At 72.4% G+C, this 24,029-nt stretch carries 23 protein-coding genes; 16 read left to right on the top strand and 7 right to left on the bottom strand.

Annotation, left to right across the window (positions count from 1 at the left end):
• Positions 1–62 precede the first annotated feature (62 nt).
• Together ACWDSL_RS20110 and ACWDSL_RS20105 are read left to right on the top strand one after the other, a co-directional pair.
• Positions 63–695 carry a flavin reductase family protein gene (locus ACWDSL_RS20110; RefSeq protein WP_450487164.1) on the top strand — a complete coding sequence of 211 codons (633 nt, stop codon included), beginning with the start codon at positions 63–65 and terminating at the stop codon, positions 693–695.
• Positions 685–1,359, top strand: a complete 675-nt coding sequence (locus ACWDSL_RS20105) for an HAD family hydrolase (RefSeq protein WP_450487162.1) — start codon at positions 685–687, stop codon at positions 1,357–1,359. Before ACWDSL_RS20110 ends, ACWDSL_RS20105 begins: the two co-directional genes overlap by 11 nt.
• A gap of 404 nt (positions 1,360–1,763) precedes the next feature.
• Here ACWDSL_RS20105 and ACWDSL_RS20100 read toward each other — a convergent pair whose 3' ends face one another.
• Together ACWDSL_RS20100 and ACWDSL_RS20095 are read right to left on the bottom strand one after the other, a co-directional pair.
• Positions 1,764–2,636 carry an undecaprenyl-diphosphate phosphatase gene (locus ACWDSL_RS20100; RefSeq protein ID WP_450487160.1) on the bottom strand — a complete coding sequence of 291 codons (873 nt, stop codon included), beginning with the start codon at positions 2,634–2,636 and terminating at the stop codon, positions 1,764–1,766.
• A 137-nt stretch (positions 2,637–2,773) separates the two neighbouring features.
• A complete protein-coding gene (locus tag ACWDSL_RS20095; protein WP_450487158.1) occupies positions 2,774–3,547 on the bottom strand; it encodes a TVP38/TMEM64 family protein in 774 nt (257 codons plus the stop codon).
• Between the two features lie 103 nt (positions 3,548–3,650).
• On the opposite strand from ACWDSL_RS20095, the gene ACWDSL_RS20090 reads away from it, so the two are divergent.
• The 3 genes from ACWDSL_RS20090 to ACWDSL_RS20080 all read left to right on the top strand — a co-directional run bounded on the left by ACWDSL_RS20090 (position 3,651) and on the right by ACWDSL_RS20080 (position 6,012).
• A complete protein-coding gene (locus ACWDSL_RS20090) occupies positions 3,651–3,776 on the top strand; it encodes a hypothetical protein (protein ID WP_450487156.1) in 126 nt (41 codons plus the stop codon).
• Positions 3,777–3,875: 99 nt separating this feature from the next.
• Positions 3,876–5,066, top strand: a complete 1,191-nt coding sequence (tuf, locus tag ACWDSL_RS20085; protein ID WP_450487154.1) for an elongation factor Tu — start codon at positions 3,876–3,878, stop codon at positions 5,064–5,066.
• A 100-nt stretch (positions 5,067–5,166) separates the two neighbouring features.
• Positions 5,167–6,012 (top strand): spermidine synthase, encoded by an 846-nt coding sequence (locus ACWDSL_RS20080; protein ID WP_450487152.1) that lies wholly within the window; start codon positions 5,167–5,169, stop codon positions 6,010–6,012.
• Here ACWDSL_RS20080 and ACWDSL_RS20075 read toward each other — a convergent pair.
• Together ACWDSL_RS20075 and ACWDSL_RS20070 are read right to left on the bottom strand one after the other, a co-directional pair.
• On the bottom strand, positions 5,999–7,306 hold the full coding sequence (locus ACWDSL_RS20075) for an MFS transporter (RefSeq protein WP_450487150.1): 1,308 nt from the start codon (positions 7,304–7,306) through the stop codon (positions 5,999–6,001). The genes ACWDSL_RS20080 and ACWDSL_RS20075 overlap by 14 nt on opposite strands.
• A 117-nt stretch (positions 7,307–7,423) precedes the next feature.
• Positions 7,424–8,287, bottom strand: a complete 864-nt coding sequence (locus ACWDSL_RS20070; RefSeq protein ID WP_450487148.1) for a hypothetical protein — start codon at positions 8,285–8,287, stop codon at positions 7,424–7,426.
• Between ACWDSL_RS20070 and ACWDSL_RS20065 the strand changes: the two genes are divergently transcribed.
• The 3 genes from ACWDSL_RS20065 (at position 8,288) to ACWDSL_RS20055 (ending at position 9,982) form a co-directional block, all read left to right on the top strand.
• Entirely contained in the window at positions 8,288–8,563 is a 276-nt protein-coding gene (locus ACWDSL_RS20065; protein ID WP_450487146.1) for a hypothetical protein, read from the top strand. It abuts the gene before it with no gap.
• 74 nt (positions 8,564–8,637) lie between these two features.
• Positions 8,638–9,090, top strand: coding sequence for a DUF4442 domain-containing protein (locus ACWDSL_RS20060; protein WP_450487144.1), 453 nt, complete (start codon positions 8,638–8,640; stop codon positions 9,088–9,090).
• Between the two features lie 196 nt (positions 9,091–9,286).
• On the top strand, positions 9,287–9,982 hold the full coding sequence (locus ACWDSL_RS20055) for a DedA family protein (protein WP_398533345.1): 696 nt from the start codon (positions 9,287–9,289) through the stop codon (positions 9,980–9,982).
• Between the two features lie 86 nt (positions 9,983–10,068).
• Here the strand turns inward: ACWDSL_RS20055 and ACWDSL_RS20050 are convergent, their stop codons facing one another.
• Complete coding sequence (locus ACWDSL_RS20050; RefSeq protein WP_450487142.1) at positions 10,069–10,623, bottom strand: gamma carbonic anhydrase family protein; 555 nt, start codon at positions 10,621–10,623, stop codon at positions 10,069–10,071.
• A gap of 200 nt (positions 10,624–10,823) precedes the next feature.
• Positions 10,824–11,696, bottom strand: coding sequence for an EamA family transporter (locus ACWDSL_RS20045; protein ID WP_450487140.1), 873 nt, complete (start codon positions 11,694–11,696; stop codon positions 10,824–10,826).
• A gap of 105 nt (positions 11,697–11,801) precedes the next feature.
• Here ACWDSL_RS20045 and ACWDSL_RS20040 point away from each other — a divergent pair, with 105 nt between their 5' ends.
• Positions 11,802–12,374, top strand: coding sequence for a helix-turn-helix domain-containing protein (locus ACWDSL_RS20040; protein WP_450487138.1), 573 nt, complete (start codon positions 11,802–11,804; stop codon positions 12,372–12,374).
• 44 nt (positions 12,375–12,418) lie between these two features.
• The gene (locus ACWDSL_RS20035; protein ID WP_450487136.1) at positions 12,419–12,973 is read left to right on the top strand and encodes a YbaK/EbsC family protein; all 555 of its coding nucleotides are present in this window, start codon (positions 12,419–12,421) and stop codon (positions 12,971–12,973) included.
• A gap of 39 nt (positions 12,974–13,012) precedes the next feature.
• Here the strand turns inward: ACWDSL_RS20035 and ACWDSL_RS20030 are convergent, their stop codons facing one another.
• Positions 13,013–13,420, bottom strand: coding sequence for a CoA-binding protein (locus tag ACWDSL_RS20030; RefSeq protein ID WP_450487134.1), 408 nt, complete (start codon positions 13,418–13,420; stop codon positions 13,013–13,015).
• A 103-nt stretch (positions 13,421–13,523) separates the two neighbouring features.
• On the opposite strand from ACWDSL_RS20030, the gene ACWDSL_RS20025 reads away from it, so the two are divergent.
• The 6 genes from ACWDSL_RS20025 to ACWDSL_RS20000 form a co-directional block, all read left to right on the top strand.
• A complete protein-coding gene (locus ACWDSL_RS20025; protein ID WP_089511754.1) occupies positions 13,524–14,159 on the top strand; it encodes a YigZ family protein in 636 nt (211 codons plus the stop codon).
• A gap of 171 nt (positions 14,160–14,330) precedes the next feature.
• Positions 14,331–14,765 carry an SseB family protein gene (locus ACWDSL_RS20020; protein WP_450487131.1) on the top strand — a complete coding sequence of 145 codons (435 nt, stop codon included), beginning with the start codon at positions 14,331–14,333 and terminating at the stop codon, positions 14,763–14,765.
• Positions 14,762–15,403 (top strand): hypothetical protein, encoded by a 642-nt coding sequence (locus ACWDSL_RS20015; RefSeq protein ID WP_450487129.1) that lies wholly within the window; start codon positions 14,762–14,764, stop codon positions 15,401–15,403. The genes ACWDSL_RS20020 and ACWDSL_RS20015 overlap by 4 nt, the downstream gene beginning before the upstream one ends.
• A gap of 91 nt (positions 15,404–15,494) precedes the next feature.
• The gene (locus tag ACWDSL_RS20010) at positions 15,495–20,147 is read left to right on the top strand and encodes a putative T7SS-secreted protein (RefSeq protein WP_450487127.1); all 4,653 of its coding nucleotides are present in this window, start codon (positions 15,495–15,497) and stop codon (positions 20,145–20,147) included.
• 151 nt (positions 20,148–20,298) lie between these two features.
• Positions 20,299–21,489, top strand: coding sequence for an exonuclease SbcCD subunit D (locus ACWDSL_RS20005; protein WP_450487125.1), 1,191 nt, complete (start codon positions 20,299–20,301; stop codon positions 21,487–21,489).
• Positions 21,486–24,029, top strand: a 2,544-nt coding sequence (locus ACWDSL_RS20000; RefSeq protein ID WP_450487123.1) for an AAA family ATPase, incomplete at its 3' end; no start/stop codon positions are given. The genes ACWDSL_RS20005 and ACWDSL_RS20000, both read left to right, overlap by 4 nt.

Raw genomic sequence — 24,029 nt, 5'->3', positions numbered from 1 at the left:
GGACGGATGAGACCGCGAGCCGCCCTTGGGATGGGCCGCCGTATATGCGGATACTGGGCGGTATGCGTATTGAATTCGATCCCGAGGCTGTAGGCCGCACTCCCTTCTACAAGCTGCTGACCTCCGTGGTCGTCCCTCGGCCGATCGCCTGGGTGTCCACCGTCTCGGCCGCAGGGACCTGCAATCTGGCGCCGCACTCCTTCTTCACGGTCGCCTGTGTGGCCCCGCCGATCGTGCAGTTCACCTCGGTGGGGCGCAAGGACTCGCTGCGCAATGTGGAGGAGACCGGGGAGTTCGTGGTGAACTTCGCGCCCGAGCAGCTGTTTGAGCAGATCAACGAGACGGCGACGGACTTTCCGCCCGAGGTCGGGGAGTTCGAGGCGGTGGGCATCGCGCGGGAGCCGAGTCTGCGGGTGAAGCCGCCGCGGGTGGCGGCCTCGTCGGTCGCGCTGGAGTGTGAGCTGCACAGCACGGTGCGGCTCGGGGACTCCACCGTGGTGTTCGGCCGGGTGGTGCACGCGGCGGTCGATGAGCATGTCATGGACGACGGCCACCCCGAGGTGACCAGGCTGCGTCCGCTGGCCCGGCTGGGCAAGGACGAGTGGGCGACGCTCGGCGAGGTGCTGGAGCGGCCCCGGATCCGGTACGCGGACTGGGACGGCGGCGCGGGCGGCGCCGGGCAGAGTGGTTCGTAGGGCGGGGCCCGCACCGGCGGCGATCGTCTTCGACGTCGGCTCGACTCTGGTACGTGAGGACCGGTACTGGGCCGCATGGGCCGACTGGCTGGGCGTTCCCCCGCATACGCTGTCCGCGCTGGTCGGGGCGGTGGTCGCGCGGGGGCGGGAGGACGTGGAGGCGATCCGGCTCGTACGGCCGGGGGCGGACATCCGGGCCGAGCGGCGGGCGCGCGAGGCGGCCGGGTGCGGGGAGCGCCTGGAGGAGGCGGATCTCTATCCGGACGTACGGCCGGCCCTGGGCGCGCTGCGGGCGCTCGGGGTCCGGGTCGTCGTGGCCGGGAACCAGACGGAGCGCATGGGTGAGCTGCTGCGCGCGCTGGAGCTGCCGGTGGACGGGGTCGCCACCTCCGCGCAGTGGGGCGTCGCCAAGCCCGATCCGCGCTTCTTCGGCCAGGTCGTGGACCTGGCGCAAGCCGCGCCGCACGAGACCGTGTACGTAGGTGACTACCCCGCGCTGGACATCCGTCCCGCCAAGGCCGCCGGGCTGCGGGCGGCGCATATCCGGCGTGGGCCGTGGGGGCGTCTCTGGGCGCGCTCGGCCGACGCGGCGCTGGCGGACTGGTGCGTGGACTCGCTGACCGAGCTGGCCGGGGTGATCGAGGCGGCCCACAGCGTTGGGTAGGGCTCGCACGGAGTGTGACGAATTCACACCCCGCGTGATGAGAGTGCATGCATATATCTACCGCACACCCTCCCGCGGAACGCGGTGTGGTGGTTGAGTCTTCATACAGCCCGCTCAGGTGTGCCAGACCTGGGCGAAGGGGCCGCCGGACTCCCTCCCTCCTCGGCCGGCGGCCCATCCCCCTCTTCCTGCCGTGAAGCCGCTGCACAAAGCCGCCCGCGTCGTCCGGGGCGGATCGGTAATTCGATCGGCCCCGGCGACGCGGGCGGCTAGAGTGGGTGCCGCGCCTCCCGGTGCGCAGGCTTGCGGTTACTTCTTTATGGTGGAAACGCGTTCGCGCGTGTGGGGATCGAACCCCGCAGAACCGCTGCCGCTCCGATCTCGGGAGGCGCTTTCCGTTTCCGTCAGCCCGCGGAGTCGGCCGCGTGCGCGCTCAGCACACCGAACGCGACGAGCCCGAACACCACCAGGCCCAGCAGCACCCGGTAGTACACAAACGGCATGAAGCTCTTGGTGGAGATGAACTTCATGAACCAGGCGATGACCGCATATCCGACCACAAAAGCGATAACAGTCGCGAAGATCGTCGGGCCCCACGCGGTATGCCCGTCCGAGGCGTCCTTCAGCTCGTACGCTCCGGAGGCCAGCACCGCGGGCATGGCGAGCAGGAACGAGTAGCGGGCCGCCGCCTCGCGCGTGTAGCCCATCAGCAGACCGCCGCTGATCGTCGCGCCGGACCGGGACACGCCCGGCACCAGCGCCATCGCCTGGCAGACGCCGAAGATCAGGCCGTCCTTGATGCCGAGTTCGCGCAGTGTTTTGCGCTGCATGGGAGCGCGGTGCTTGCCGCCCATCTCGTCGCGGGCCGCCCGCCGGTCCGCGAAGCCCAGCACCAGGCCCATCACCACCAGCATGGTGGCGGTGAGACGCAGATCACGGAACGGGCCCTCGATCTGGTCCTTGAGGGTCACCCCGAGCACACCGATGGGTATCGAGCCGACGATCACCAACCATCCCATCTGGGCGTCATGGTTCCCGCGCCACTCCTTGCTGAAGAGCGAGCGGGACCAGGCCGAGAGGATGTTGGCGACGTCCTTGCGGAAGTAGATCAGCACGGCGAGCTCGGTGCCGATCTGGGTGATGGCCGTGAAGGCGGGGCCGGGGTCCTCCCACCCCGCGAAGGCGGCGGTGAGCCGCAGATGGGCGCTGGAGGAGATCGGCAGGAACTCGGTCAGCCCCTGGACCAGCCCGAGAATGAAAGATTCGAACCACGACATCGCGTCTACGCTATCCAAGGCTGATCATGCACTGACCGGCGCAGCGGCGGGTCAGGCGGGGCGGCCGACGGGGAGACCGGCCGCTGTGGATCAACGCCGGTCGTCGGGCAGCGTACCGTCCCTCGGTAAGAGCCCTACTAAGACCCTGGTCTTCCGGCCACCGGCGGGGTGCACTGATCGGTTTCCGGAGCGGTCTTGCCAAGCCGGGCCCGTCGGCGCCAGGCCACCACGAAACCCGCGAGCGCGGGCAGTGCGATACAGGCCAGCGCGGCCAGGAACACCGGCGAGGTCGGGGTGGTGGCGCGGCTGCCCGCCACCGCGTACGCGGCGGTGTTCGGCACACTGCCGAGCCCGGTCGCCAGCAGGAAGGGCAGCCAGCCCATCCGTGATACGGCGGCGCAGTAGTTCGCGGCGGCGAAAGGTACGCCAGGGAACAGCCGGATCGCCAGCATCGAGCGGAACCCGTGCCGGCTCAGCTGCCGATCGGCCGCCGTCAGCCAGCGGCCGCGCAGCAGCGGCCGCAGCGCGTCCTGCCCCAGCAGCCGGCCCAGGCCGAACGAGACACCGGCGCTGAGCACCGTACCGGCCACCGCCGCGGCCAGCCCCGTGGACGCCCCGAACAGCGCGCCGGCCGCCAGATTCAGCAGCGGCCGCGGCACCAGGGCCGCGGCGCAGCCCCCGTAGACGACCGCGAACACCACCGCGGCCGTGGCGCCGGACACCTGCGGCGGCCACCCGTCGGCCAGCAGCCGGTGCGGCTGCCACGCCCAGACCGCGCCCGCCGCACCCGCCAACAGCGCCACCAGCAGGCACAGGCGCAACCGCGGCGAGAACAGCGCGCGGGCGCGGCGCGCGGCCGGTGCGGCGGGCGCGGCTGACGCGGGCGCGGGCGGGGCAGCGGCATCGAGCACCGAAGGAGCGTAACCGACGGGAATGAAGCGCCAGGTCGGGTCGTGGGATCCAGGCCGGGAAAAACCAGTCGACGGGCGTCCCGCGATAGGCGACGATCAACGCATGTTCCGGCAGCCCTTCTTCGAGCTTGTGTCCGCGGTCGCGGACGCGCCGAAGGCTGCCGTCGTCTTTCTCGCATCGCCTGCCGCGGCCTGCGCATCCGCCTGCCTCGACGGCGCCCGACTCTGACCCTCCCCGGACAGCTCCGACCGGACCCCACCAGGGGAGGGTCGGCTCGGCCCTGGGGTCCTCCTTTCATCCATCGCTGTTCCGAGGAGGAACGGGAGCATGTCCAAGCAGGCCTACGTGCGCACCAAGCCGCATCTGAACATCGGCACCATCGGCCATGTCGACCACGGCAAGACCACGTTGACCGCCGCCATCACCAAGGTGCTCAGTGAGCGCGGCGCCGGCGGCACGTACGTCCCCTTCGAGCGCATCGACCGGGCGCCGGAGGAGGCGGCGCGCGGCATCACCATCAACATCGCGCATGTCGAGTACGAGACCGACACCCGCCACTACGCGCATGTCGACATGCCGGGCCACGCCGACTTCATCAAGAACATGGTGACCGGCGCCGCCCAGCTCGACGGGGCGATCCTCGTCGTCTCGGCGCTCGACGGCGTCATGCCGCAGACCGCCGAGCACGTACTGCTCGCCCGTCAGGTCGGGGTGGACCACATCGTGGTCGCCCTCAACAAGGCCGACGCGGGCGACCCGGAGCTCACCGACCTCGTCGAGCTCGAGGTGCGCGAACTGCTGTCCGCGCACGGCTATCCCGGCGAGGCCACGCCCGTCGTACGGGTCTCCGGGCTGCGTGCGCTGGCCGGCGACCCGCGCTGGACCGGCTCCATCGAGGCGCTGCTCGACGCGGTCGACACCTACGTGCCGATGCCGGTGCGCTACACCGACGCGCCGTTCCTGCTCCCGGTGGAGAACGTGCTGACCATCACCGGGCGCGGCACGGTCGTCACCGGCGCCGTCGAGCGCGGCACGGTCCGCGTCGGCGACCGCGTGGAGGTGCTGGGCGCCGACACCACGACGGTGGTCACGGGCGTCGAGACGTTCGGCAAACCGATGGAGTTCGCCGAGGCCGGGGACAACGTGGCGCTGCTGCTGCGGGGCGTCGCGCGGGACACGGTGCGCCGCGGCCATGTGGTCGCCGCGCCCGGCAGTGTGGTGCCCCGGCGCCGCTTCAGCGCGCGGGTGTACGTCCTGTCGACGGCGGAGGGAGGCCGGCGCACCCCGATCTCCACCGGCTACCGCCCGCAGTTCTACATCCGCACGGCCGATGTGGTCGGCGATGTCGACCTCGGCGTGACGGGCGTGGCCCGGCCAGGTGACACCGTCACCATGGACGTCGAGCTCGGGCGCGCGCTGCCGCTGGAGTCCGGCCTGGGCTTCGCGATCCGCGAGGGCGGGCGGACGGTGGGCGCGGGCACGGTGTCCGCAGTGGCCGAGGTGGCCGACCAGCCGTGAGCGCGCGGCCGCCCCGGTACGCATCACTCGTACCGGGGCGGCCGTGGCTGCGTGAAGCGCGTGGTCACACGGCACCATATGAGCGCGGCACAATATGAGCGTGGACGAGCCGATACCCGTGATCCGTGACGTGGACCACGGCACCGCCAAGCTGATGCCCGACGTGGACCGCCGGCGCGCCTGGCTGCTCACGGTGGACGGCTCCCCCCAGTCGTACGTCGACCTGGACGACCCCGCCCACCTGGAGTTCGAGTACGTGCGGCGGCTCGCGCACGTCCTGGAGCTCACCGGCGCCCCCGGCACCCCGCTGGACGTGCTGCACCTGGGCGGCGGGGCGCTGACCCTGCCGCGCTTCGTGGCGGCCGTCCGCCCCGGTTCGCGCCAGGAGGTGATCGAGGCCGACGGCAAGCTGCTCGAGCTGGTGGCCGAGCGGCTGCCGCTGCCCGCCGGGTCGGGGATCGCGGTACGCCGGGCGGACGCCCGTACCGCGCTGGAGGCCGCGCCCGAGGCGTCCGCCGATGTGATCGTGGCCGATGTCTTCGGCGGTGCGCGTGTCCCCGCGCACCTCACCTCCGTCGAGTACGCCCGCGCCGCCGCCCGGGCGCTGCGCCCGGGCGGCCGCTATACGGCCAACCTCGCCGACAGCGCGCCCTTCACCTTCCTCCGCTCCCAAGTGGCCACGCTCCAGGCGGCCTTCGCCCAGCTGTGTCTGATCGCCGAGCCCGCCGTGCTGCGTGGCCGGCGGTTCGGCAACGCGGTGCTCGTGGCCTCGGACGATGAACTGCCCGTCGACGACCTGGCGCGCCGCACCGCCGCCGACGCCTTCCCGGCGCGGGTCGAGCACGGGGCGGCGCTGGAGCGCTTCGTCCAAGGGGCCGCGCCCGTACGGGATGTGGACGCGGTGCCCTCACCGGAGCCGCCGGGCGGCGCGTTCAGTATTGGCTGATGCCGCTCTCCGCGGCGGGCTCGGCACGTTCGGCGGGCTCGGCGTGGGTGGCCGCGGGCGCGGGTGTGCGCCGCCGCAGCCGGCGTACCTCCGGCACCGTCAGTACGGCCAGGGTCAGCAGCAGGATCAGCGCCGAGCACCCCCACAGCGCGGCGGTGCGGCCGAAGGCGCTCTCGGCCGGGCCCGTGAGCGCCGTGGCGAGCGGGACCATGGACACCGAGCCGAACCAGTCGTACGCGGACACCCGCGACAGCTTGTCCTCGGGAATCTCCTGGTGCAGCGCGGTCATCCAGGACACGCCGAACACCTCTATGGAGAGGCCGCCGACGAACATCACCGCGCACAGGGCGGGGACGGGCAGCGGGACGGCGAGCGCGGCCGACGGGAGAGCGAACGGGAACACGCACACCGTGCCGACCAGCAGCAGCCGCCGCGGTTTCCAGCGCGTCATCAGCAGCCCGCCCAGGACGGTGCCGGCCCCGAACGCGGCCAGCGCGAGCCCCCAGGGCCGCGCGCCGCCCAGGTGTTCCTCGGCGACCAGCGGCCCGTACACCGCCTCGACCGCCGCCACCACGGCGTTGACCACCGAGAACTGCACCACGATGCTCCACAGCCAGGCCCGGGACGCCACCTCCTGCCACCCCTCGCGCAGATCCTGCAGCAGCCCGCCGCTCTCGCGGTTGGCCACCGGACCGACGTCGAGGAAGGCGCGCAGGGCTCCGGCGAGGGCGAAGGCGGCGGCGTCGACGGCCAGCACCCAGCCGGGGCCGAAGGCCGCGATCAGCGCGCCGCCGAGCGCCGCGCCGCCGATCTGCGAGCCGTTCATGCCCATCCGGAAGACCGCGAAGGCGCGGCCGGCCTGTTCGCCCTCCACGCTGGAGAGCAGCATGCCTTCGGCGGCGGGGGAGAAGAACGCCTGCCCGGTGCCGCCGAGCGCGGCGAGCACGGCCATCTGCCACAGCCGCGCCTCGCCGGACAGCACAAGCGCGGCGAAGGCGGCCTGGGACAGGCAGTTGAGGGCGTTGGCCGCGACCATCACGCGGTGCCTCGGCAGCCGGTCCGCGACCGCGCCGCCGATCAGCAGAAAGACCACGAGCGGGATGGTGCGGGCCGCGGCGACGAGGCCGACGTCGCCGCTGTCCCCGCCGGCGTCCAGGACCGCGAACGCCGCCGCGATCAGGGCCCCGGCGTTGCCGAGGCCCGTCACCACGGCGGCGGCGGTCAGCAGGGTGTAGTTGCGGTCGGCCCAGGCGGGGCGGCGGGGGCGGTGGCGCGAGGCCGAGGGGATGGTCACCAGCGGACTATCCCCGGGGGCGGGCCCCGGCGCCAACCGGATTTCGGCCTGATCGGCTCGGCTCAGGAAGGGAAGTGGCTCAGGAAGGGAAGTAAGTGGCTCAGGAGGAGAGCCGGCTCAGGAACCGGACTCCAGTGGCCGCAGCGTGCTCATGACCTTCTTGATGGTCTCGTCGGAAACCTCGTCCTTGACGCCCTTGGCCGCGTAGAGGACCCAGGTCGCCCAGTCGCCGTTGATGTCCGTGTAGGTGACGGTGAACGTCTTGCCGTCCGACGAGCACTTGTCGGTCTTCTTCACACCGGTGACGGTGCCCGAGGCGGAGTAGCCCTTGATGCCGTATTTGTTCGTGAACTTCGTGGCCGGGGTGTATTTGTAGTCGCCCGTATCGTCCTGGTCGAACACGGCGTAGAGCCAGTTGGCCGCCTCGGTCTTGGCGGCCTGGGCCTGGCTCTTGGCGCCTTGGGCGCCTTTGGTGCCCGCTCCGGCCACGGGGCTCTTCAAGGTGACGCCGGTCTTCTTGTCCTTGATCGTGCAGTTGTCCTGCTTGTAGTAGGCGGGGCCGGTCATCGAGATGAGCGGCTTGCCGTCCTTGGAGAACGTGCTCATGGTGTCGGGGGACGCCACATACCAGTCGGTGGGGACGTCGAAGGCGTCGTGGCGCTTGGGGTTGGTGACCGTCTTCCAGCCGGGGATGACCGGCTCGACGGTCCGGCCCGCGCGCGGGTTGTCCTCGTCGCTGCCGCCGTCGTCCTGCGAGGGCGTGTCCTTGGACGAGGACGCGGTGGCGGAGGGCTTCTTGTCGCTCTTCGCGGCGTCCTTCTTGTCGTCGTCCTTGTTGATCACCAGCACGGCGGTCACCGCGGCGGCCGCGATCACCGCCACCGCCGCGACGATGGCGATGACGGCCGTACGGTTCTTCTTCCGCGGCGGCTCGGGCGGGCCCGGCTGCACGGCGGGGGTGCCCCATGCCTGTGTGGGCATGTGGTGCATCTGCTGCGGCTGCTGCCCCTGCGGTGGCTGCGGCGGCTGTGGCTGAGCCGGTGGCTGCGGCTGCTGCTGCGGTTGAGCCTGCGGCTGGGGCTGGCCCTGAGGCTGCCCCGGCTGAGGCGGCTGGGGCTGCTGATACGGATTCGGCTGGTGGTAACCCGGCTGCTGATACGGGTTGGGCTGTTGATACCCCGGCTGCTGATAGGGGTTCGGATTCTGCGGGTTCTGCTCGCCCCCGGGCGGCTGCTGTCCTGGCCACATGGCCAGTAACCATAAAGGGGGCCACAGATGGCGGCTATGGCCGCCCCTTCCCGATAAACACTACTGAGTGGTAACTTCGGGCCATGTCAGAGACCCTGCCGTCCATCGGTGAACTGCTCACCGCCACGGTGCCCATGGTGCGCACCCTGAACCTGGAGTACGTCGAGACCTCGGCCGAGCACGCGGTGCTGCGCCTGCCCGACCAGCCCGAGTTCGGCAACCACGTCGGCGGGCCGCATGCGGGCGCCATGTTCACCCTCGCCGAGTCGGCGAGTGGCGCGATCGTGCTCGCCGCGTTCGGTGACCAGCTCTCCCGTGCCGTACCGCTGCCCGTGCGCGCGGAGATCGACTTCAAGAAGGTCGCCAAGGGGATGGTCACCGCGACCGCCCGGCTGGGCCGCCCGGCCGCCGAGGTGATCGCCGAGCTCGACGAGGGCCGGCGCCCCGAGTTTCCGGTGCATGTCGCGATCACCCGCGAGGACGGGGCGGTCACCGGAGAGATGACGGTGATCTGGACCCTGCGCCCCCAGTCGTGACCGTCGTCACCTGCCGGGAACCTTAATGGTGCCGCGGACCGTCTCCCATTGCGGGAGCGCGGTGGCGAGCGCCGCGCCCATGATCATCGATGCGGCATGTGCGATGTGGCGGCCGCGCGCTGATTGAGTAGGCTTCCCGCCGTGCGCCCAATCGGTGCACGGCGGGAAGAGTACGGGAAATGGGGAGGAACCGGCGTTGCACATTGATCACTGGCTCGAGACCGTTCCGGCGGTCAGCGTCTATCTGCTGGTAGGCGTGGTCATCGGCCTGGAGAGCCTGGGTATCCCGCTTCCCGGGGAGATCATCCTTGTCAGCGCCAGCCTGTTGGCGGCCTCTCAAGACCACATCAATCCGTATATTTTGGGCGCATCCGCCATCGCGGGAGCGGTCATCGGCGACTCGATCGGCTATCTCATCGGCCATAAGGGCGGTCAGCCGCTGCTGACGTGGCTGGGCCGGAAGTTCCCCAAGCACTTCAGCGCCGAGCACGTGGCCAATGCCGAGCGGTACTTCCAGAAGTGGGGCATGTGGGCGGTCTTCGTGGGCCGCTTCATCGCGCTGCTGCGCATCTTCGCCGGCCCGCTCGCCGGATGTCTGCGCATGCCGTACTGGAAGTTCCTCATCGCCAACGTGCTGGGGGGCATCGTCTGGGCCGGTGGCACCACCGCGGTCATCTACTCGGTCGGCAAGGTCGCCGAGGACTGGCTCAAGCGCTTCTCCTGGCTCGGCCTCGTGGCGGCCCTGCTGTTCGGCCTCGGCTCGATGCTGGTGATGAAGCGGCGCGCGAAGAAGTCCCATGCGGCCGCGCCGGAGGCCGGCTCCGAGGCCGAGGTGGCGTCCGGCGCCGGGCCCGAGACGGCCGAGCCCAACCGGGTCCCGGCCGCCGACTGACCCACCGGGTCCGACCGCGGACTGATCCGCGTCCGCTCGGGCCCGTGTTTGCTCGGGCTCCGCGTCCGCTCGGGCCCTGTGTCCGCTCAGGCCTGCCGCTCCCGCCGCTCACGCTCCAGCGTGGCGGCGCGGTGTTGGCGGGCCAGCTCCACATAACCCTCCGCGTTCCCCCGGATGCCCTCCCGCTCCTCCTCGGTCAGCTCCCGCCTGACCTTCGCCGGCACCCCCGCGACCAGCGAGCCCGGCGGCACCTGCATCCCCTGCGGGACCAGGGCCTGCGCGGCGACCAGGGAGCCGGCGCCGATGCGGGCGCCGTTGAGGACGGTGGCGCCCATGCCGACGAGCACATCGTCCTCGATGACACAGCCGTGCAGCACCGCGTTGTGGCCCACCGACACCCGCTCGCCGACGGTGGCCGGGAATCCGGGGTCGGCGTGCATGGTGCAGTTGTCCTGGATATTGCTGCCGGCCCCCACGCTGATCGACTCGGCGTCGCCGCGCAGCACCGCGTGGTACCAGACGCTCGCACCGGCGCCCACCGTCACATCGCCGATCACCACGGACGTCGGGGCGGCGAACGCCTCCGGATCGACCTTCGGCTCCTTGCCGCCCACACCCGCGATCAACGCCCGCTCCGTCACTGCCCGCTCCCTGGTCTCGGCCTGGTGCTACCCGCCGCCGCCGTGAACGGCGGTCGGTGGCACCGTAGCCTCTCGCTCTTCCCGCTCAGTCTCGGGGCGCTCCTACGCGCGCGCTTCCCTCGTCACTGCTCGCTCCTCCGTCGCTGCGCGGCTCCTCAGTCCAGCCCGCGCAGCGCCCCGAGACACGCTCACCTGGGCGCTCACCCCGTCGCGAGCAGCAGCGAACCGGCCAGCGCCAGCCCGGCGCCGGTCGCCTGCACCGCGCGCAGCCGCTCGCTGAGGACCGCGCGCGCCGCGAGCGCGGTCACCACCGGGTAGAGGGCGGCGAGCACCGCGGCGACGGTCACCGGGCCGGTCTGGGCGGCCACGCTGTACGTGCCGTTCCCCGCCACATCGGCCAGGCCCACAAAGGCCAGGGTGGGCAGCGCGGCCCACAGTGCGCGCACGCCCCCGCCGGCCGGGTCGAGCGCCGGGCTGCCGCGCCGTACGGACACATACAGCGCGCCGCCGCCGACCACCACGTTGCACACCCGCTGGACGAACAGCGCAAGGAACAGCCCGGTCAGTGTGGTGGACGCCGCGGCGATGAGCGTCATGACCGACCCGAAGCCGACCGCCGCGACCAGCGTGAGCACCAGCGTCTGCCGCTGTACGGACGTGCCGCCGGTCTGCGGCCCGCTGGCCAGCACGACCCCGGCCACCGCGACCGCGATCCCGGCGAACTGCAGCAGGCCGGGCCGCTCACCGAGGGCCAGCCCGACGCCGAGGGGGACGGCCACGCTGCCGAGCGCGCCGATCGGCGAGACGACCCCCATCGGACCGAGCGCCAGCGCCCGGTAGAAACACAGCATCCCGACCGGCCCCACCACGCCCGCCGCGACGGCGTACCAGAGCTGCGGCCCGATCTCCGTCCAGCCGCCGCCGGCCGTGACGATGGCGCCCAGGACGACGACCGCGATGCCCTGGGAGACGACGACCACGGTGAGGGCGGGGGTGCGCCGGGTGAGAAGCCCTCCGCCGAAGTCGGCCAGGCCCAGCAGGACGCTGGTGGCCAGAGCGAAGAGTGCGGACATGGTGAGACCTCGCCGTACAGTGTGGTGGACCATTGGCAGTGCAGAGTGCACCACCGTAGTTCAGTTTGTTCGACTATGCCATTCAGAATATTGGACGGACGGACCGTGACGGACCTCGATCACCTCACCCAGTCGCTCGCCCGCAACCTCAAGCGCTGGCGCAATGAGCGCGGCTTCACCCTGGACGCCCTCGCGGCCCGCTCCGGGGTCAGCCGAGGCATGATCATCCAGATCGAGCAGGCCCGTACCAATCCGAGCGTCGGCACCACGGTCAAGCTCGCCGACGCGCTCGGTGTGAGCATCACCACCCTGCTCGACTACGAAAGCGGCCCCAAGGTCCAGCTCGTCCCCGCCGCCCAGGCGGTGCGGATGTGGTCCACCGACGCCGGCAGCTACACCACGCTCCTCGTCGGCACGGAGGCGCGCGGACCGCTGGAGATGTGGGAGTGGCGGCTGATGCCGGGCGACGGCAGCGACTCGGATCCGCATCCGTCCGGCACCTTCGAGCTGCTGTACGTCACGGCGGGCGAGCTGACGCTGACCGTCGGGGACGAGACCTACCAGATCCCGGCCGGCACCTCGGCGGCCTTCGAGGCGAGCGCCCCCCACGGCTACCGCAACGACGGGGCGCAGACGGTGGAGATGACCATGACCGTCTCGGTGCCCCCGGCGCGCTGAGACGGCGGCTCCCGGCCTCTGGACGGCCTGCTAGCTTCGACCGCATGAGTACGCCGATGGACGCATTCGACGACCACCGTCCCGCCGTCGAATGCCTCGACCTGCTGACCGCCCCGGTGGCCGACGCGCTGCGCGCCTGGGGCGGCCCCGTACCGGTGGAGCAGGTGCGGTACGTGGACACCGACCCGGACAAGGCCGACACGGCCGCGATCGTGGAGCACTACGGGGACTGGCTGCTGGAGCAGTCCGCGAACTGCGTGGTGGTCGCGGGCAAGCGCGGCGGCGAGGTCACGCTCGCCGCCTGTGTGGTCCTCTCCCACACCCGAGTGGACGTCAACGGCGCGGTGCGCCGCCGGCTCGGCGCCCGCAAGGCCTCGTTCGCCCCGATGGACACCGCGCTCGGGGAGACCGGTATGGAGTTCGGCGGCGTCACGCCCCTCGGCCTGCCCGCCGGCTGGCCGGTCCTGGTCGACGCGGCCGTCGCCGACACCCCTTACGTGCTCATCGGCAGCGGCCGCCGCCGCGGCAAGCTGATCCTGCCGGGCAAGGCGCTCGCCGCGCTGCCGGGGGCGGAACTGCTGGAGGGCCTTGGCATCTGACCCGCCGCCGGACCCCGGGCCCAGGCGCCGGGCCCGGGGTCAGCCCAGCCGGGGCAGTTCGATGGCGGGGCAGCGGTCCATCACCATGGCGAGCCCCGCGGCGCGGGTGCGCTCGTACGCCGCCTCGTCGACCACGCCGAGCTGGTACCACACCGCCTTGGCCCCGATGGCCACGGCCTCGTCGGCGACCGCGCCGGCGAGGTCGCTGTTGACGAACACGTCCACGACGTCCACCTCGAAGGGGATGCCGGAGAGCGACGCATACCCCTGCTCCCCGTGCACCGTCTCGGCCTTCGGGTGCACGGGGACGATCCGCTTGCCGTACCGCTGGAGCACATCCGCCACCCGGTACGCCGCGCGCGTCTGGTTCGAGGAGAGCCCCACCACCGCCCAGGTGTCACCGAGCTCGGTGAGGATCTTGCGGATCTCCGCCGGATCGCCGTACACGCCTGCCTCCTGTGGCCGGATGGTCATCTGCGTGTCGCAACGAACACCGGCTCTGGGCCATTCCCCCGGCGGTCCCCGAACGACACAGGCATAGGGTGGCCCGATGCAGGAGCGGTACCGGACGGTCGCGCGCGAGGGCGTGCATGAGATCGAGATCAACAAGTCGCGCTTCCTTTGCTCCCTCGCGCCCGCCGCGACCGAGCACGAAGCCCAGGACTTCATCCGGCGCGTCCGCGAACAGCACCCCACCGCCACCCACAACTGCTACGCGTATGTCATCGGCGCCGACGGCGGTGTCCAGAAGGCGAGCGACGACGGGGAGCCGGGCGGCACGGCGGGGGTGCCGATGCTGCAGATGCTGCTGCGCCGCGAGATGCGGTACGTGGTGGCCGTCGTCACCCGCTACTACGGCGGTGTGAAGCTCGGCGCGGGCGGGCTGATCCGCGCGTACGGCGGGGTGGTCGGCGAGGCGCTGGACGCGCTGGGCACCGTCACCCGACAGCGGTTCCGGCTGGCGACCGTCACCGTCGGCCACGACCGGGCCGGCCGGCTCGAGAACGACCTCCGGGCGACCGGGCGCGCGGTGCGCGGTGTGCGGTACGCCGAGGCCGTGACGATCGAACTGGGCCTCCCCGACGCGGACGTCGACGCCTTCCGCGCCTGGCTGGCGGACGCCACCGCGGGCACCGCCGCCCTCGAACTGGGCGGCGAGGCGTACCAGGACGCCCCGGGCGGCTGACCCCTTTGGCCTGTTAACGCGGCGGGATGCCGTTTGTACGGGGTTTGCAACAGTGGCTGACACGAGTGGTGATCATGGAGCGGTGCGACGGTACCGTGACGAGGGATGCCGGTGATGAGTTGATTCGGACACGCACCGGAACAGCAAGCGGGACAGGAACGGGGGCCGCCGATGGAACTGGCTGAGCACATAGCCGCGGTGCGCGCGGGGGCCGGCGATCCGGCCGCGATGGTCGGCGAGTTCCGGCGCACGGCGGTGCTGGTGCCGGTGGCCGACGGCGGTTTCATGACGGCCGAATACGGCGGCATCCGCTGGATCTACGCCTTCACCGACGAGCCCGCGCTGGCCCGGTTCGCCACCGCACGCGGCTCCGACCCCGCCCAGGAGTGGGAGTACGCGGCCGTGCTCGGGGCGCGGCTGCTGGATGTGATGGTGCCGGAGATGGGCCGCCCCGCGGGTGTCGCGGTGGATGTGGCGGACGAGGACGGGTCGATGATGTTCCCGCCGGTGCACGGGATCGTCCCGGACGAGGTCGCGGTGGACGTGGACGAGGACGGGAACCACATCGGGGACGGCGACGAGCGGGCACAGGGGGCGGGGCAGTGAGCAAAGACGGGGATCTCAATGTCGGCAAGGAGTCCGTGGACCTGATCACCAAGGGTCTGCGGGCGGCGATCGGTGAGCTCAAGGACGTCGGGTCCAACACCGGCGCGCTCCAGGGCTCCGGGTTCTCGGATATGACGATGTCCAAGATGGAGGCCGGGGGCAAGGGGCTGGCCGATGCGTTCGAGGGGTTCTGCGACCGCTGGGAGTGGGGAGTCCGGGCGCTGGTCCAGGACGCCAACGAGATCGCCAACCGGCTGGGCCTGGCCGCGGGCCTGATGTGGGAAGAGGACCAGTACTGGGGCAACACCCTGAAGGTCACGGTGAACGCCCTGTCGTCGACCGGCAATCCGCATCTGTCGGAGGAGGAGGTCGCCAAGCAGAGCTGGGGCGACATCTTCACCCCGGACATGCCGGACTACAGCGCGGCGTCCTGGGACCGGGCCGGCGACGAGATGGGGCAGACCTGGAAGGACACCGGGCGCGCGCTGCTCACCGAGGGCCGGGGCGGTTTGCAGACCGACCTGATGAACCAGGCGCTCGGTATCGACGACAAGACCTTCAACCAGCAGCTCGACGAGACCTTCGGCCCCTCACCCGAGGAGCGCGCAAGGCAGCAGGGGCAGCAAGAGGGCGAGTAGAGGACGGCCCGTACGAGGGCCGGCAGCACACAGCTCGACAGCCATCGCGCGGATGGCCGGCACGCCAACGCTGATCGGGGGATAGGCGTCCATGGGTCTTGGGGATTTCGTTCCGGATGTCGTCGAGGACTGGGTCGAGGACCGGGTCGAAGATGTCGGCGAGATCGTCGACGACGTGGGGGACTGGACCGCGGACCGGCTGGACGACGTCGGCTGGGAGAGCGGTGCGGACTGGGTCAGGGACAAGTCCGATTCGGTGGCGAACGCGCTGGGTGCGGACGTCGACGAGATGCAGCTCGGGGAGACCGACGACCCGAAGAAGCTGGTGCACGGCAGCCCCGACAAGCTCCGCTCCACGGCGAGTCACCTGAAGGACTTCCAGACCGCGTTCGACAACGTGGGCAAGGGCTTGCAGGGGCTGGACGCCGCCCATCTCAAGGGCAAGTCGGCGGACTCCTTCCGGGAGAGCGTGTCGGTCGAGCCGAAGAAGTGGTTCACGGCCGCGGACGCGTGTGAGAAGGCGGCCGCGTCGCTGGAGAGCTTCGCGGGCACGGTGGCGTGGGCGCAGAAGCAGGCCGAGGACGCGATCGCGCGCTACAACAAGGGCAAGAAGTCGTCGGACGACGCGCGGTCGGCACACAACGACAAGGTGTCGGCGTACAACAAGGCGGCCGAAGCGTACAACGCCAAGCCCGCCGATCAGCGTGACAAGTCGACGCTGCCGCAGAAGCCGGGGGAGTTCCACGACCCGGGCACCGCTGACCTCGCCGCCGCCCGGGACATCCTGAGCGAGGCGCGGCGGCAGCGTAACGAGGCCCATACGGCGGCGAAGACCGCGGTGGAGACAGCGCGCGACAAGGCGCCGGACAAGCCCTCGTACGGCAAGCAGCTGCTGGACGGCGTGAACGGGCTCAACCTGGACGCTTCGCATTTCGTCGGCGGCATCGTCAAGGGCACCGCGGGCATCGCCAACTTCGCGCGGCAGATCAACCCGCTGGACCCGTACAACCTCACGCATCCGGCCGAGTACGTCACCAACCTCAACAGCACCGTCGCCGGTCTGGTGCGGATGTCCAACGACCCGCTGGGGACGTTGAGCGACATGTGGGACACCTTCAAGAAGGACCCCTCCGAAGGGCTCGGGCGGCTCGTGCCCGAGCTGATCGGCACCAAGGGCCTCGGCAGCATCAAGAAGGTCGCGACCCTCGGCCGGCGCGCGGCCGAGCTGAAGCCGCCGGGCCGTGGCCTCCTGGACGAGGGCGGACCCCACGGGCGCGGCACCCCCGACGGCATGAGGGAGACCAAGGGGTCGGACCCGATCGACTTCGCGACGGGCCGGATGTTCCTGCCGCAGACGGACATCACCCTGCCCGGCGTGCTGCCGCTGGAGTTCCACCGACGGGTCGAGTCCGGGTACCGGGCGGGGCGGTGGTTCGGACCGTCCTGGTCGAGTACGGCCGATCAGCATCTGGAGATCGGGCCCGAGGGCGTGGTGTTCGTCTGCGAGGACGGACGGCTGCTCGACTATCCGCACCCCGCACCCGACCTGCCCACCCTGCCCAAGGCGGGCGTCGCCCGCTGGCCCCTGGAGCGCACCGTCGACGGGGACTACACCGTCATCGACCGCGACACCGGCCGCTCCTACCGCTTCACGGCGCCCGCGGGCGGCGCCGACGGCATCGCACCGATCGAGGAGATCCACGACCGCAACGGCAACCGGATCAGCTTTCACTACGACATCGACGGCACCCCGACCGAGATCGTGCACTCGGCGGGCTACCACCTGAAGTTCACCACGCAGGACGGCCGGATCACCGCGCTGCGCCTGGCGGGCGCCGCCCCCGACGGCTCCGATACGACGGTGCTCCGCTACGGCTACACCGACGGCGACCTCACCGAGGTCATCAACTCCTCCGGGCTGCCGCTGCGGTTCGAGTACGACGACGAGCGCCGGGTGATCTCCTGGACGGACACCAACGACCGCCGCTACGACTACGTCTACGACAACCTTCACCGGTGCATCGCGGAGGGCGGCACCGAAGGCCATGTATCCATCCGCGTCGACTACCACGGCGTCGACCAGCGCACCGGCCACCGGATCACCACCGTCACCAGCGCCGCCGGACACACCCTCAAGTACCTCGTCGACGAGGCATACCGGGTCGTCGGCGAGATCGACCAGCTGGGCGCCTGCTCCCGCACCGAATACGATCGCCACGGCCGGCTGCTGGCCCACACCGACGCCCTCGGCCACCGCACCGCGTACGCCTACGACGAACACGGCCGGCTGGAGACCATCACCCGCCCCGACGGCGAGCACGCCACCATCCACCACAACGACCTGGGCCTGCCCGTCTCCATCACGGGCGTGGACGGGGCCACGCAGACCTACGCCTACGACGAACGCGGCAACCGCCTCGCCGTCACCGACCCGGCCGGAGCCACCACCCGCTACACCTACGACGACCTCGGCCGGCTGACCTCGGTCAGCAACGCCCTGGACGAGACCACCCGGGTGCGCTGTGACCCGGCCGGCCTGCCCGTGGAGATCACCGATCCGCTGGGCGCGGTCACCCTCTGCCGCCACGACGCGTTCGGCCGCCCGGTCGCCGTCGTCGATCCGCTCGGCGCGACGACCCGGACGGAGTGGTCCGTCGAGGGCAAGCTGCTGCGCCGTATCGACCCCGACGGCAGCCAGGAGGCCTGGACGTACGACGGCGAGGGCAACTGCACCCACCACGTCGACGCGGCCGGCGGGGTGACGTCGTACGAGTACACGCACTTCGATCTGCTCACCGCGCGGACCGGTCCGGGAGGGGCGCGCTACGAGTTCCGGCACGACGCCGAGCTGCGGCTGGCCAAGGTCAGTAACCCCCAGGGGCTGACCTGGGCTTACGAGTACGACCCGGCGGGCCGGCTGATCTCCGAGACCGACTTCGACGACCGTACGATCCGCTACGAGCACGACGCCGCGGGCCAGTTGGCCGCGCGCACCACACCGCTGGGCGAGCGGATCGCCTTCGAGCGCGATGTGCTCGGCCGCATCGTCACCAAGGACGCCGCCGGACGGACCACCAGCTACGGCTATGACATGGTCGGACGCCTGGTCTCGGCCGCCGGACCGGACGCGGAGCTCGTCCTCCAGCGGGACCGGCTGGGCCAGGTGAAATGCGAGATGGTGGACGGGCGGGTCCTGGCCCACCGTTACGATCCGCTGGGCCGCCGCGTCCGCCGCACCACTCCCGGCGGAGCCAGCACCGGCTACGCCTACGACGCCGCGGGCCGCCGCACCACCCTCACCGCCTCCGGCCACACCCTCGGCTTCGAGCGCGACGCCGTCGGCCGCGAGACCACCCGGCTCATCGGGGACGAACTGGCCCTGACCCAGCACTGGGACCTGAAGGGCCGGCTCACCGAACAGGCCCTGACCGGGACGGCCGCCGGAACCGTCCAGCGCCGTGCGTACACCTACCGGGCCGACGGCCACCTCGCCGCGGTCGACGACGCGCTCCGCGGCCGCCGCACCTTCGAGCTGGACGCCGTCGGCCGGGTCACCGCGGTCCACGCCCAGCGCTGGAGCGAGACCTACGCCTATGACGAGGCGGGCAACCAGACCCAGGCGTCGTGGCCGGACAAGCACCCCGGCGCGGAGGCCACCGGCGAGCGCGCGTACACCGGCACCCGTATCACCCGCGCCGGCCGGGTCCGCTACGAACACGACGCGGCCGGGCGGATCACGCTGCGGCAGAAGAACCGGCTGTCGAAGAAGCCCGACACCTGGCGCTACGAGTGGGACGCCGAGAACCGGCTGACCTCCCTCACCACCCCCGACGGCACCGTGTGGCGCTACCTGTACGACCCGCTCGGCCGCCGCATCGCCAAGCAGCGGCTGGCCGCGGACGGCGAAACGGTCCTGGAGCGGACCGACTTCACCTGGGACGACACCATCCTCGTCGAGCAGACCACCACCGCGCCGGGCGGCCCCGACCAGATCGTCATGACCTGGGACCACGACGGCCTCCACCCCGTCGCCCAGTCCGAGCGCATCACGGACGCCACCGGGGCGCGGGAGGTCGACCGGCGCTTCTTCGCCATCGTCACCGACCTGGTCGGCACCCCCACCGAACTCGTCGACGAGAGCGGCGCGATCGCCTGGCGCACCCGCACCACCCTGTGGGGCACCACCACCTGGCCCCGCGGCAGCGGTGCGTACACCCCGCTGCGCTTCCCCGGCCAGTACTACGACCCCGAAAGCGGGCTGCACTACAACGTCCACCGCTACTACGACCCGGAGACCGCCCGCTACGCCAGCCCCGACCCCCTGGGGCTGACCCCCGCGCCCAACCCGGCCGCCTACGTCCACAACCCGCACACATGGAGCGACCCGCTCGGGCTCGCGCCCAACTACAAGGAGCCCCGGGGACGGCTGTCGGATCCTCTTCCGCAGGGGCTGCCGAAGAAGTTCGTCGAAGCCTACGACGACATCCGGGAGGGCCGGGGAGTCCGGCAGACGGACCCGGACACCGGCGATCCGAAGGTGTTCGCCGGGGACCACGCTCCCCATGAGCGGCCGTGGGCGAACTCGGACGAGTACCGGGTGCCGGGAGCGAAGAACCCGGAGGAAGCGCGGATTCTGGTCAAAACCCTCCCTGATGGCCGAAAAGTGATGGGTTGGACGACCGACCACTACAAGACGATCCATCCGTTCACGGCGCCGCACTTCCCGGACAGCGGCTGGAAGTAGGCGGGGTCTGCCGGTGGCGGGCCGGCGGATAGGACTACGGTAGGGCGGTGCCGACGGCCCGGGCGCAGGTCGGGTCCGGCGCTGTGACAGGAATCAGGGGCGGGGAGCCCGCGGCGGGAAGGTGTACGAGCGTGCGGGTCGGGGCGAGGCTGTGAGATTTCTGCACACATCCGACTGGCACCTGGGGCGGTCCTTCCACCGGGTGAACCTGCTCTCGGCACAGCGGGAGTTCATCGACCACCTGGTCGCGACCGTACGTGAGCGGCAGGTCGACGCCGTGCTCGTCGCGGGCGACGTCTACGACCGGGCCGTGCCGCCGCTCGCCGCCGTCGAGCTCTTCGACGACGCCCTGCACCGCCTCGCCGACCTCGGCGTGCCGACCGTCATGATCTCCGGCAACCACGACTCGGCCCGGCGGCTCGGCGTCGGCGCCGGGCTGATCGAACGGGCCGGGATCCATCTGCGCACCGACCCCACGGGGTGCGGCACCCCGGTCGTCCTCGCCGACGACCACGGCGATATCGCGCTCTACGGACTGCCGTACCTCGAGCCGGCACTCGTACGGGAAGCGCTGGGCGCGGACGGGGCGGGGCACCCCGCGGTGCTGCGCGCCGCCATGGACCGGGTCCGCGCCGACCTCGCCACCCGGCCGCCCGGCACCCGCTCCGTCGTCCTCGCCCACGCCTTCGTCACCGGCGGCGCGCCCAGCGACAGCGAGCGCGACATCACCGTCGGGGGCGTCGACTCCGTCCCTGCCGAGATCTTCGACGGCGTCGACTACGCGGCGCTCGGGCACCTCCACGGCAGCCAGGCCATCACCGAGCGGATCCGCTACTCCGGTTCGCCGCTCGCGTACTCCTTCTCCGAGGCCCGGCACCGCAAGTCCATGTGGCTCGTCGACCTCGGCCCCGGCGGCGCCCTGTCCGCCGAGCGCGTCGACTGCCCGGTGCCCCGGGCGCTGGCCCGGGTCCGGGGCCGGATCGACGAATTGCTCTCCGGCCCGGACCTGGACCGGTACGAGGACGCCTGGGTCGAGGCGACCCTCACCGACCCCGCGCGCCCGCACGAGCCGATGCCCCGCCTGGCGCGGCGCTTCCCGCACCTGCTGAGCCTGGTGTTCGACCCCGAGCGGGCCCCGGAGGACCCGTTCGCCTCGTACGCACAGCGGCTGCGCGGCCGCACCGACCGGCAGATCGCGGAGGACTTCGTGGCCCATGTACGCGGCGGGCGTGGCCCGGACGAGGCCGAGCGCGCGGTGCTCGGCGCCGCGCTGGACACCGTACGGGCCGACGAGGCTGAGACCGCCGAGACCGCCGAGACCGCCGGGGAGGCACGCGGATGAGGCTGCACCGCCTCACCATGACCGCCTTCGGGCCCTTCGGCACCACCCAAGAGGTCGACTTCGACGTACTCTCGTCCGCCGGGCTCTTCCTGCTGCACGGGCCCACCGGCGCGGGCAAGACGTCCGTCCTGGACGCGGTCTGCTACGGCCTGTACGGCCAGGTCCCCGGCGCCCGGCAGGTCAGCGGGCTGTCCCTGCGCAGCGACCACGCCGATCCGCACACCCCCACCGAGGCCGTCCTCGAACTCACCGTCGGCGGACGGCGCCTGGAGATCACCCGCCGCCCCGAACAGCCGCGCCCCAAGAAGCGCGGCACCGGCACCACGCGCGAAAAGGCGCAGAGCCGGCTGCGTGAATACCTCCCCGGGGCCGGGGAATGGAAGGCGCTCAGCCGCTCGCACCAGGAGATCGGCGAGGAGATCTCGCAGCTGCTCGGCATGAGCAAGGAGCAGTTCTGCCAGGTGGTGCTGTTGCCCCAGGGCGACTTCGCCCGCTTTCTGCGCGCCGACGAAATGGCCCGCGGCAAGCTGCTCGGCAAGCTCTTCGACACGGGCCGCTTCGCCGCCGTCGAGGAACGGCTCGCGGAGCTGCGGCGCGCGGCTGAGAAGCAGGTCGTCGGCGGCGACGAACGGCTGCTCGCCCTCGCCCACCGCATGTCCCAGGCCGCCGGCCCCGGCGACCATTCGCTCCCGGACCTCGCCCCCGGCGAGCCGGGGCTGGCCGACGCCGTACTGGAGTGGGCCGCCATCGCCCGTACGACCGCCCGCGAGCGGCTGGACATCGCGGTCGCGGCCCTCCAGGCCACCGAAACCGCCCACCGGGCCGCGCGCCGAACCGCCGACGCCACCCGCGAACGCGCCCGCCTCCAGCGCCGCCAAGCCGAGGCCCGCCACCGCGCCGACGAGCTCGAGCGCCGACGCGCCGAGTACGACCAGACCCGCGCCCGCCTGGAGCAGGCCCTCGCGGCCGACGCCGTCGTCCCTGCCCTGGAACTCCACGCCACCGCCGAACGCGACCACACCACCGCCACCACCGCCGAGCGCGCCGCCCGCGGCCGCTTGGCGGCCGAGCCCGGCCTGGAACTCGAGCCACTGGACCCGGCGGACGCCCCCGCGCCCGGCGAGATCGGACTCCCGGGCCCGCGCACGGGGGCGGAGCGCCCGTCGGCGGGCGCGGGGCGCGCGGGCGGCGCGGAAGCGCCGACGGGTTCCGCGCCCGGGCCCGGCTCGGGCTCGGGCGCCGATCGGCCGGGCCCGGGGGATGACGACTCCGGGCAGCGCGCCACGGTGCCGCCACGGCCGGACGCCGCCGGTGGACGGCCGACCACCGACCCGCGAGGGCCGCAGGCGTTTGACGGGCATGGGGAGGCCGACTCCGCGCGGGAGGGGTTGGCGGTGCCGTGGCAGGGTTTCCGGGGCGGCGGCGATGCGCTCGGCCCGGTGGGCGACGGGTCGCCGGGCGTGGGCTCCGCGCGGGAGGCCCGGGTGCGTGTGGGGACGACGGGGCTCGCGAGAGTGGACGCCGCGCGGCTGGCCGCTGAGGAGCGGCGGCTGCGGGAGGAGTTGGGGTCGCTGGGCGCGGCGCGGCGGGCCGAGCTGCGGGCCCGGGAGGCGGCCGCCGAGGTCGCGGGGCTCGACCGGCAGGCGCGGGCCGACGAGGAGGCGATCGAGGAGGCCGGGCAGTGGCTCGCCGGGTGGGAGACGGCCCGCCAGGCGCATACGCGGCGCGTCGAGGCGGCGCAGGACGCGGCCACCCGGGCCGAACAGCTCGCCGGGCAGCTCGCCCCCGCCCGGCAGCGCCTCGAGGCCGCCCGGCGGCGGGACGTCCTGGCCGGGCAGGCGGCCGAGGCGGAACAGCGCCTGCTGCGCTCCCGCGAACAGGCCGCCGCCGCGCACGAGACCTGGCTCGACCTCAAGGACCGGCGGCTGCGCGGCATCGCCGCCGAGCTCGCGGCGGGGCTGAGCGCGGGCGAGCCGTGCGCGGTGTGCGGGGCGACCGAACACCCGCACCCCGCGCGCCCGGGCGCCGGCCATGTGGACCGTACGGCGGAGGAGGCCGCGCTGGCGGCCCACCGGCGGGCCGAGGCCGGGCGGGAGGAGGCCGAGCGGGGGGTGCGGTCCCTGCGGGAGGCGCTGGCGGGCGCGGAGGCCGCCGCGGGCGGCGGCACCGCCGATGAACTGGACCGAGCCGTCGCCGACTTGGAGACCGCCCTCGCCGAGGCGCGCGGCGCCGGGGCCGACGGCCACTCCGCGCGCGAGGCGCTTGCCCACGCCGAGGAAGAGCACGACCGGCGCCTGGCCCAGCGGCAGGAGGCCGAGCGGCGCGCCGCCGCGCGCACCTCGCGGCGCGAGGCCCTGCTGCGGGAGCGGGCCGGGCTGCTGGCGGATGTGGAGCGGGCCCGCGGGGGAGCCGCCACCGTGGCCGAGCGCGCCGCCCGGCTGGAGCGCCACGCGGGGCTGCTGTCCCGGGCCGCCGAGGCGGTCCGCGAGGCCGAGGCCGCCGCGCGGCGGCTGGAGGAGGCCGGGGCGCGGCTCGTCGAC

Source organism: Streptomyces sp. NPDC000941, from assembly GCF_053599555.1.
Note: the sequence above shows the minus strand (reverse complement) of the source record. Positions and strands in the feature narration are given on the sequence as shown.

Excerpts from the sequence above, each read along its gene's own strand:
- ACWDSL_RS20045 (WP_450487140.1), bottom strand. The coding sequence starts at position 11,696 with ATGTCCGCACTCTTCGCTCTGGCCACCAGCGTCCTGCTGGGCCTGGCC.
- ACWDSL_RS20020 (WP_450487131.1), top strand. The coding sequence starts at position 14,331 with ATGGAACTGGCTGAGCACATAGCCGCGGTGCGCGCGGGGGCCGGCGAT.
- tuf (WP_450487154.1), top strand. The coding sequence starts at position 3,876 with ATGTCCAAGCAGGCCTACGTGCGCACCAAGCCGCATCTGAACATCGGC.
- ACWDSL_RS20090 (WP_450487156.1), top strand. The coding sequence starts at position 3,651 with ATGTTCCGGCAGCCCTTCTTCGAGCTTGTGTCCGCGGTCGCGGACGCG.
- ACWDSL_RS20100 (WP_450487160.1), bottom strand. The coding sequence starts at position 2,636 with ATGTCGTGGTTCGAATCTTTCATTCTCGGGCTGGTCCAGGGGCTGACC.
- ACWDSL_RS20035 (WP_450487136.1), top strand. The coding sequence starts at position 12,419 with ATGAGTACGCCGATGGACGCATTCGACGACCACCGTCCCGCCGTCGAA.
- ACWDSL_RS20060 (WP_450487144.1), top strand. The coding sequence starts at position 8,638 with ATGTCAGAGACCCTGCCGTCCATCGGTGAACTGCTCACCGCCACGGTG.
- ACWDSL_RS20070 (WP_450487148.1), bottom strand. The coding sequence starts at position 8,287 with ATGCCCACACAGGCATGGGGCACCCCCGCCGTGCAGCCGGGCCCGCCC.
- ACWDSL_RS20010 (WP_450487127.1), top strand. The coding sequence starts at position 15,495 with ATGGGTCTTGGGGATTTCGTTCCGGATGTCGTCGAGGACTGGGTCGAG.
- ACWDSL_RS20025 (WP_089511754.1), top strand. The coding sequence starts at position 13,524 with ATGCAGGAGCGGTACCGGACGGTCGCGCGCGAGGGCGTGCATGAGATC.
- ACWDSL_RS20110 (WP_450487164.1), top strand. The coding sequence starts at position 63 with ATGCGTATTGAATTCGATCCCGAGGCTGTAGGCCGCACTCCCTTCTAC.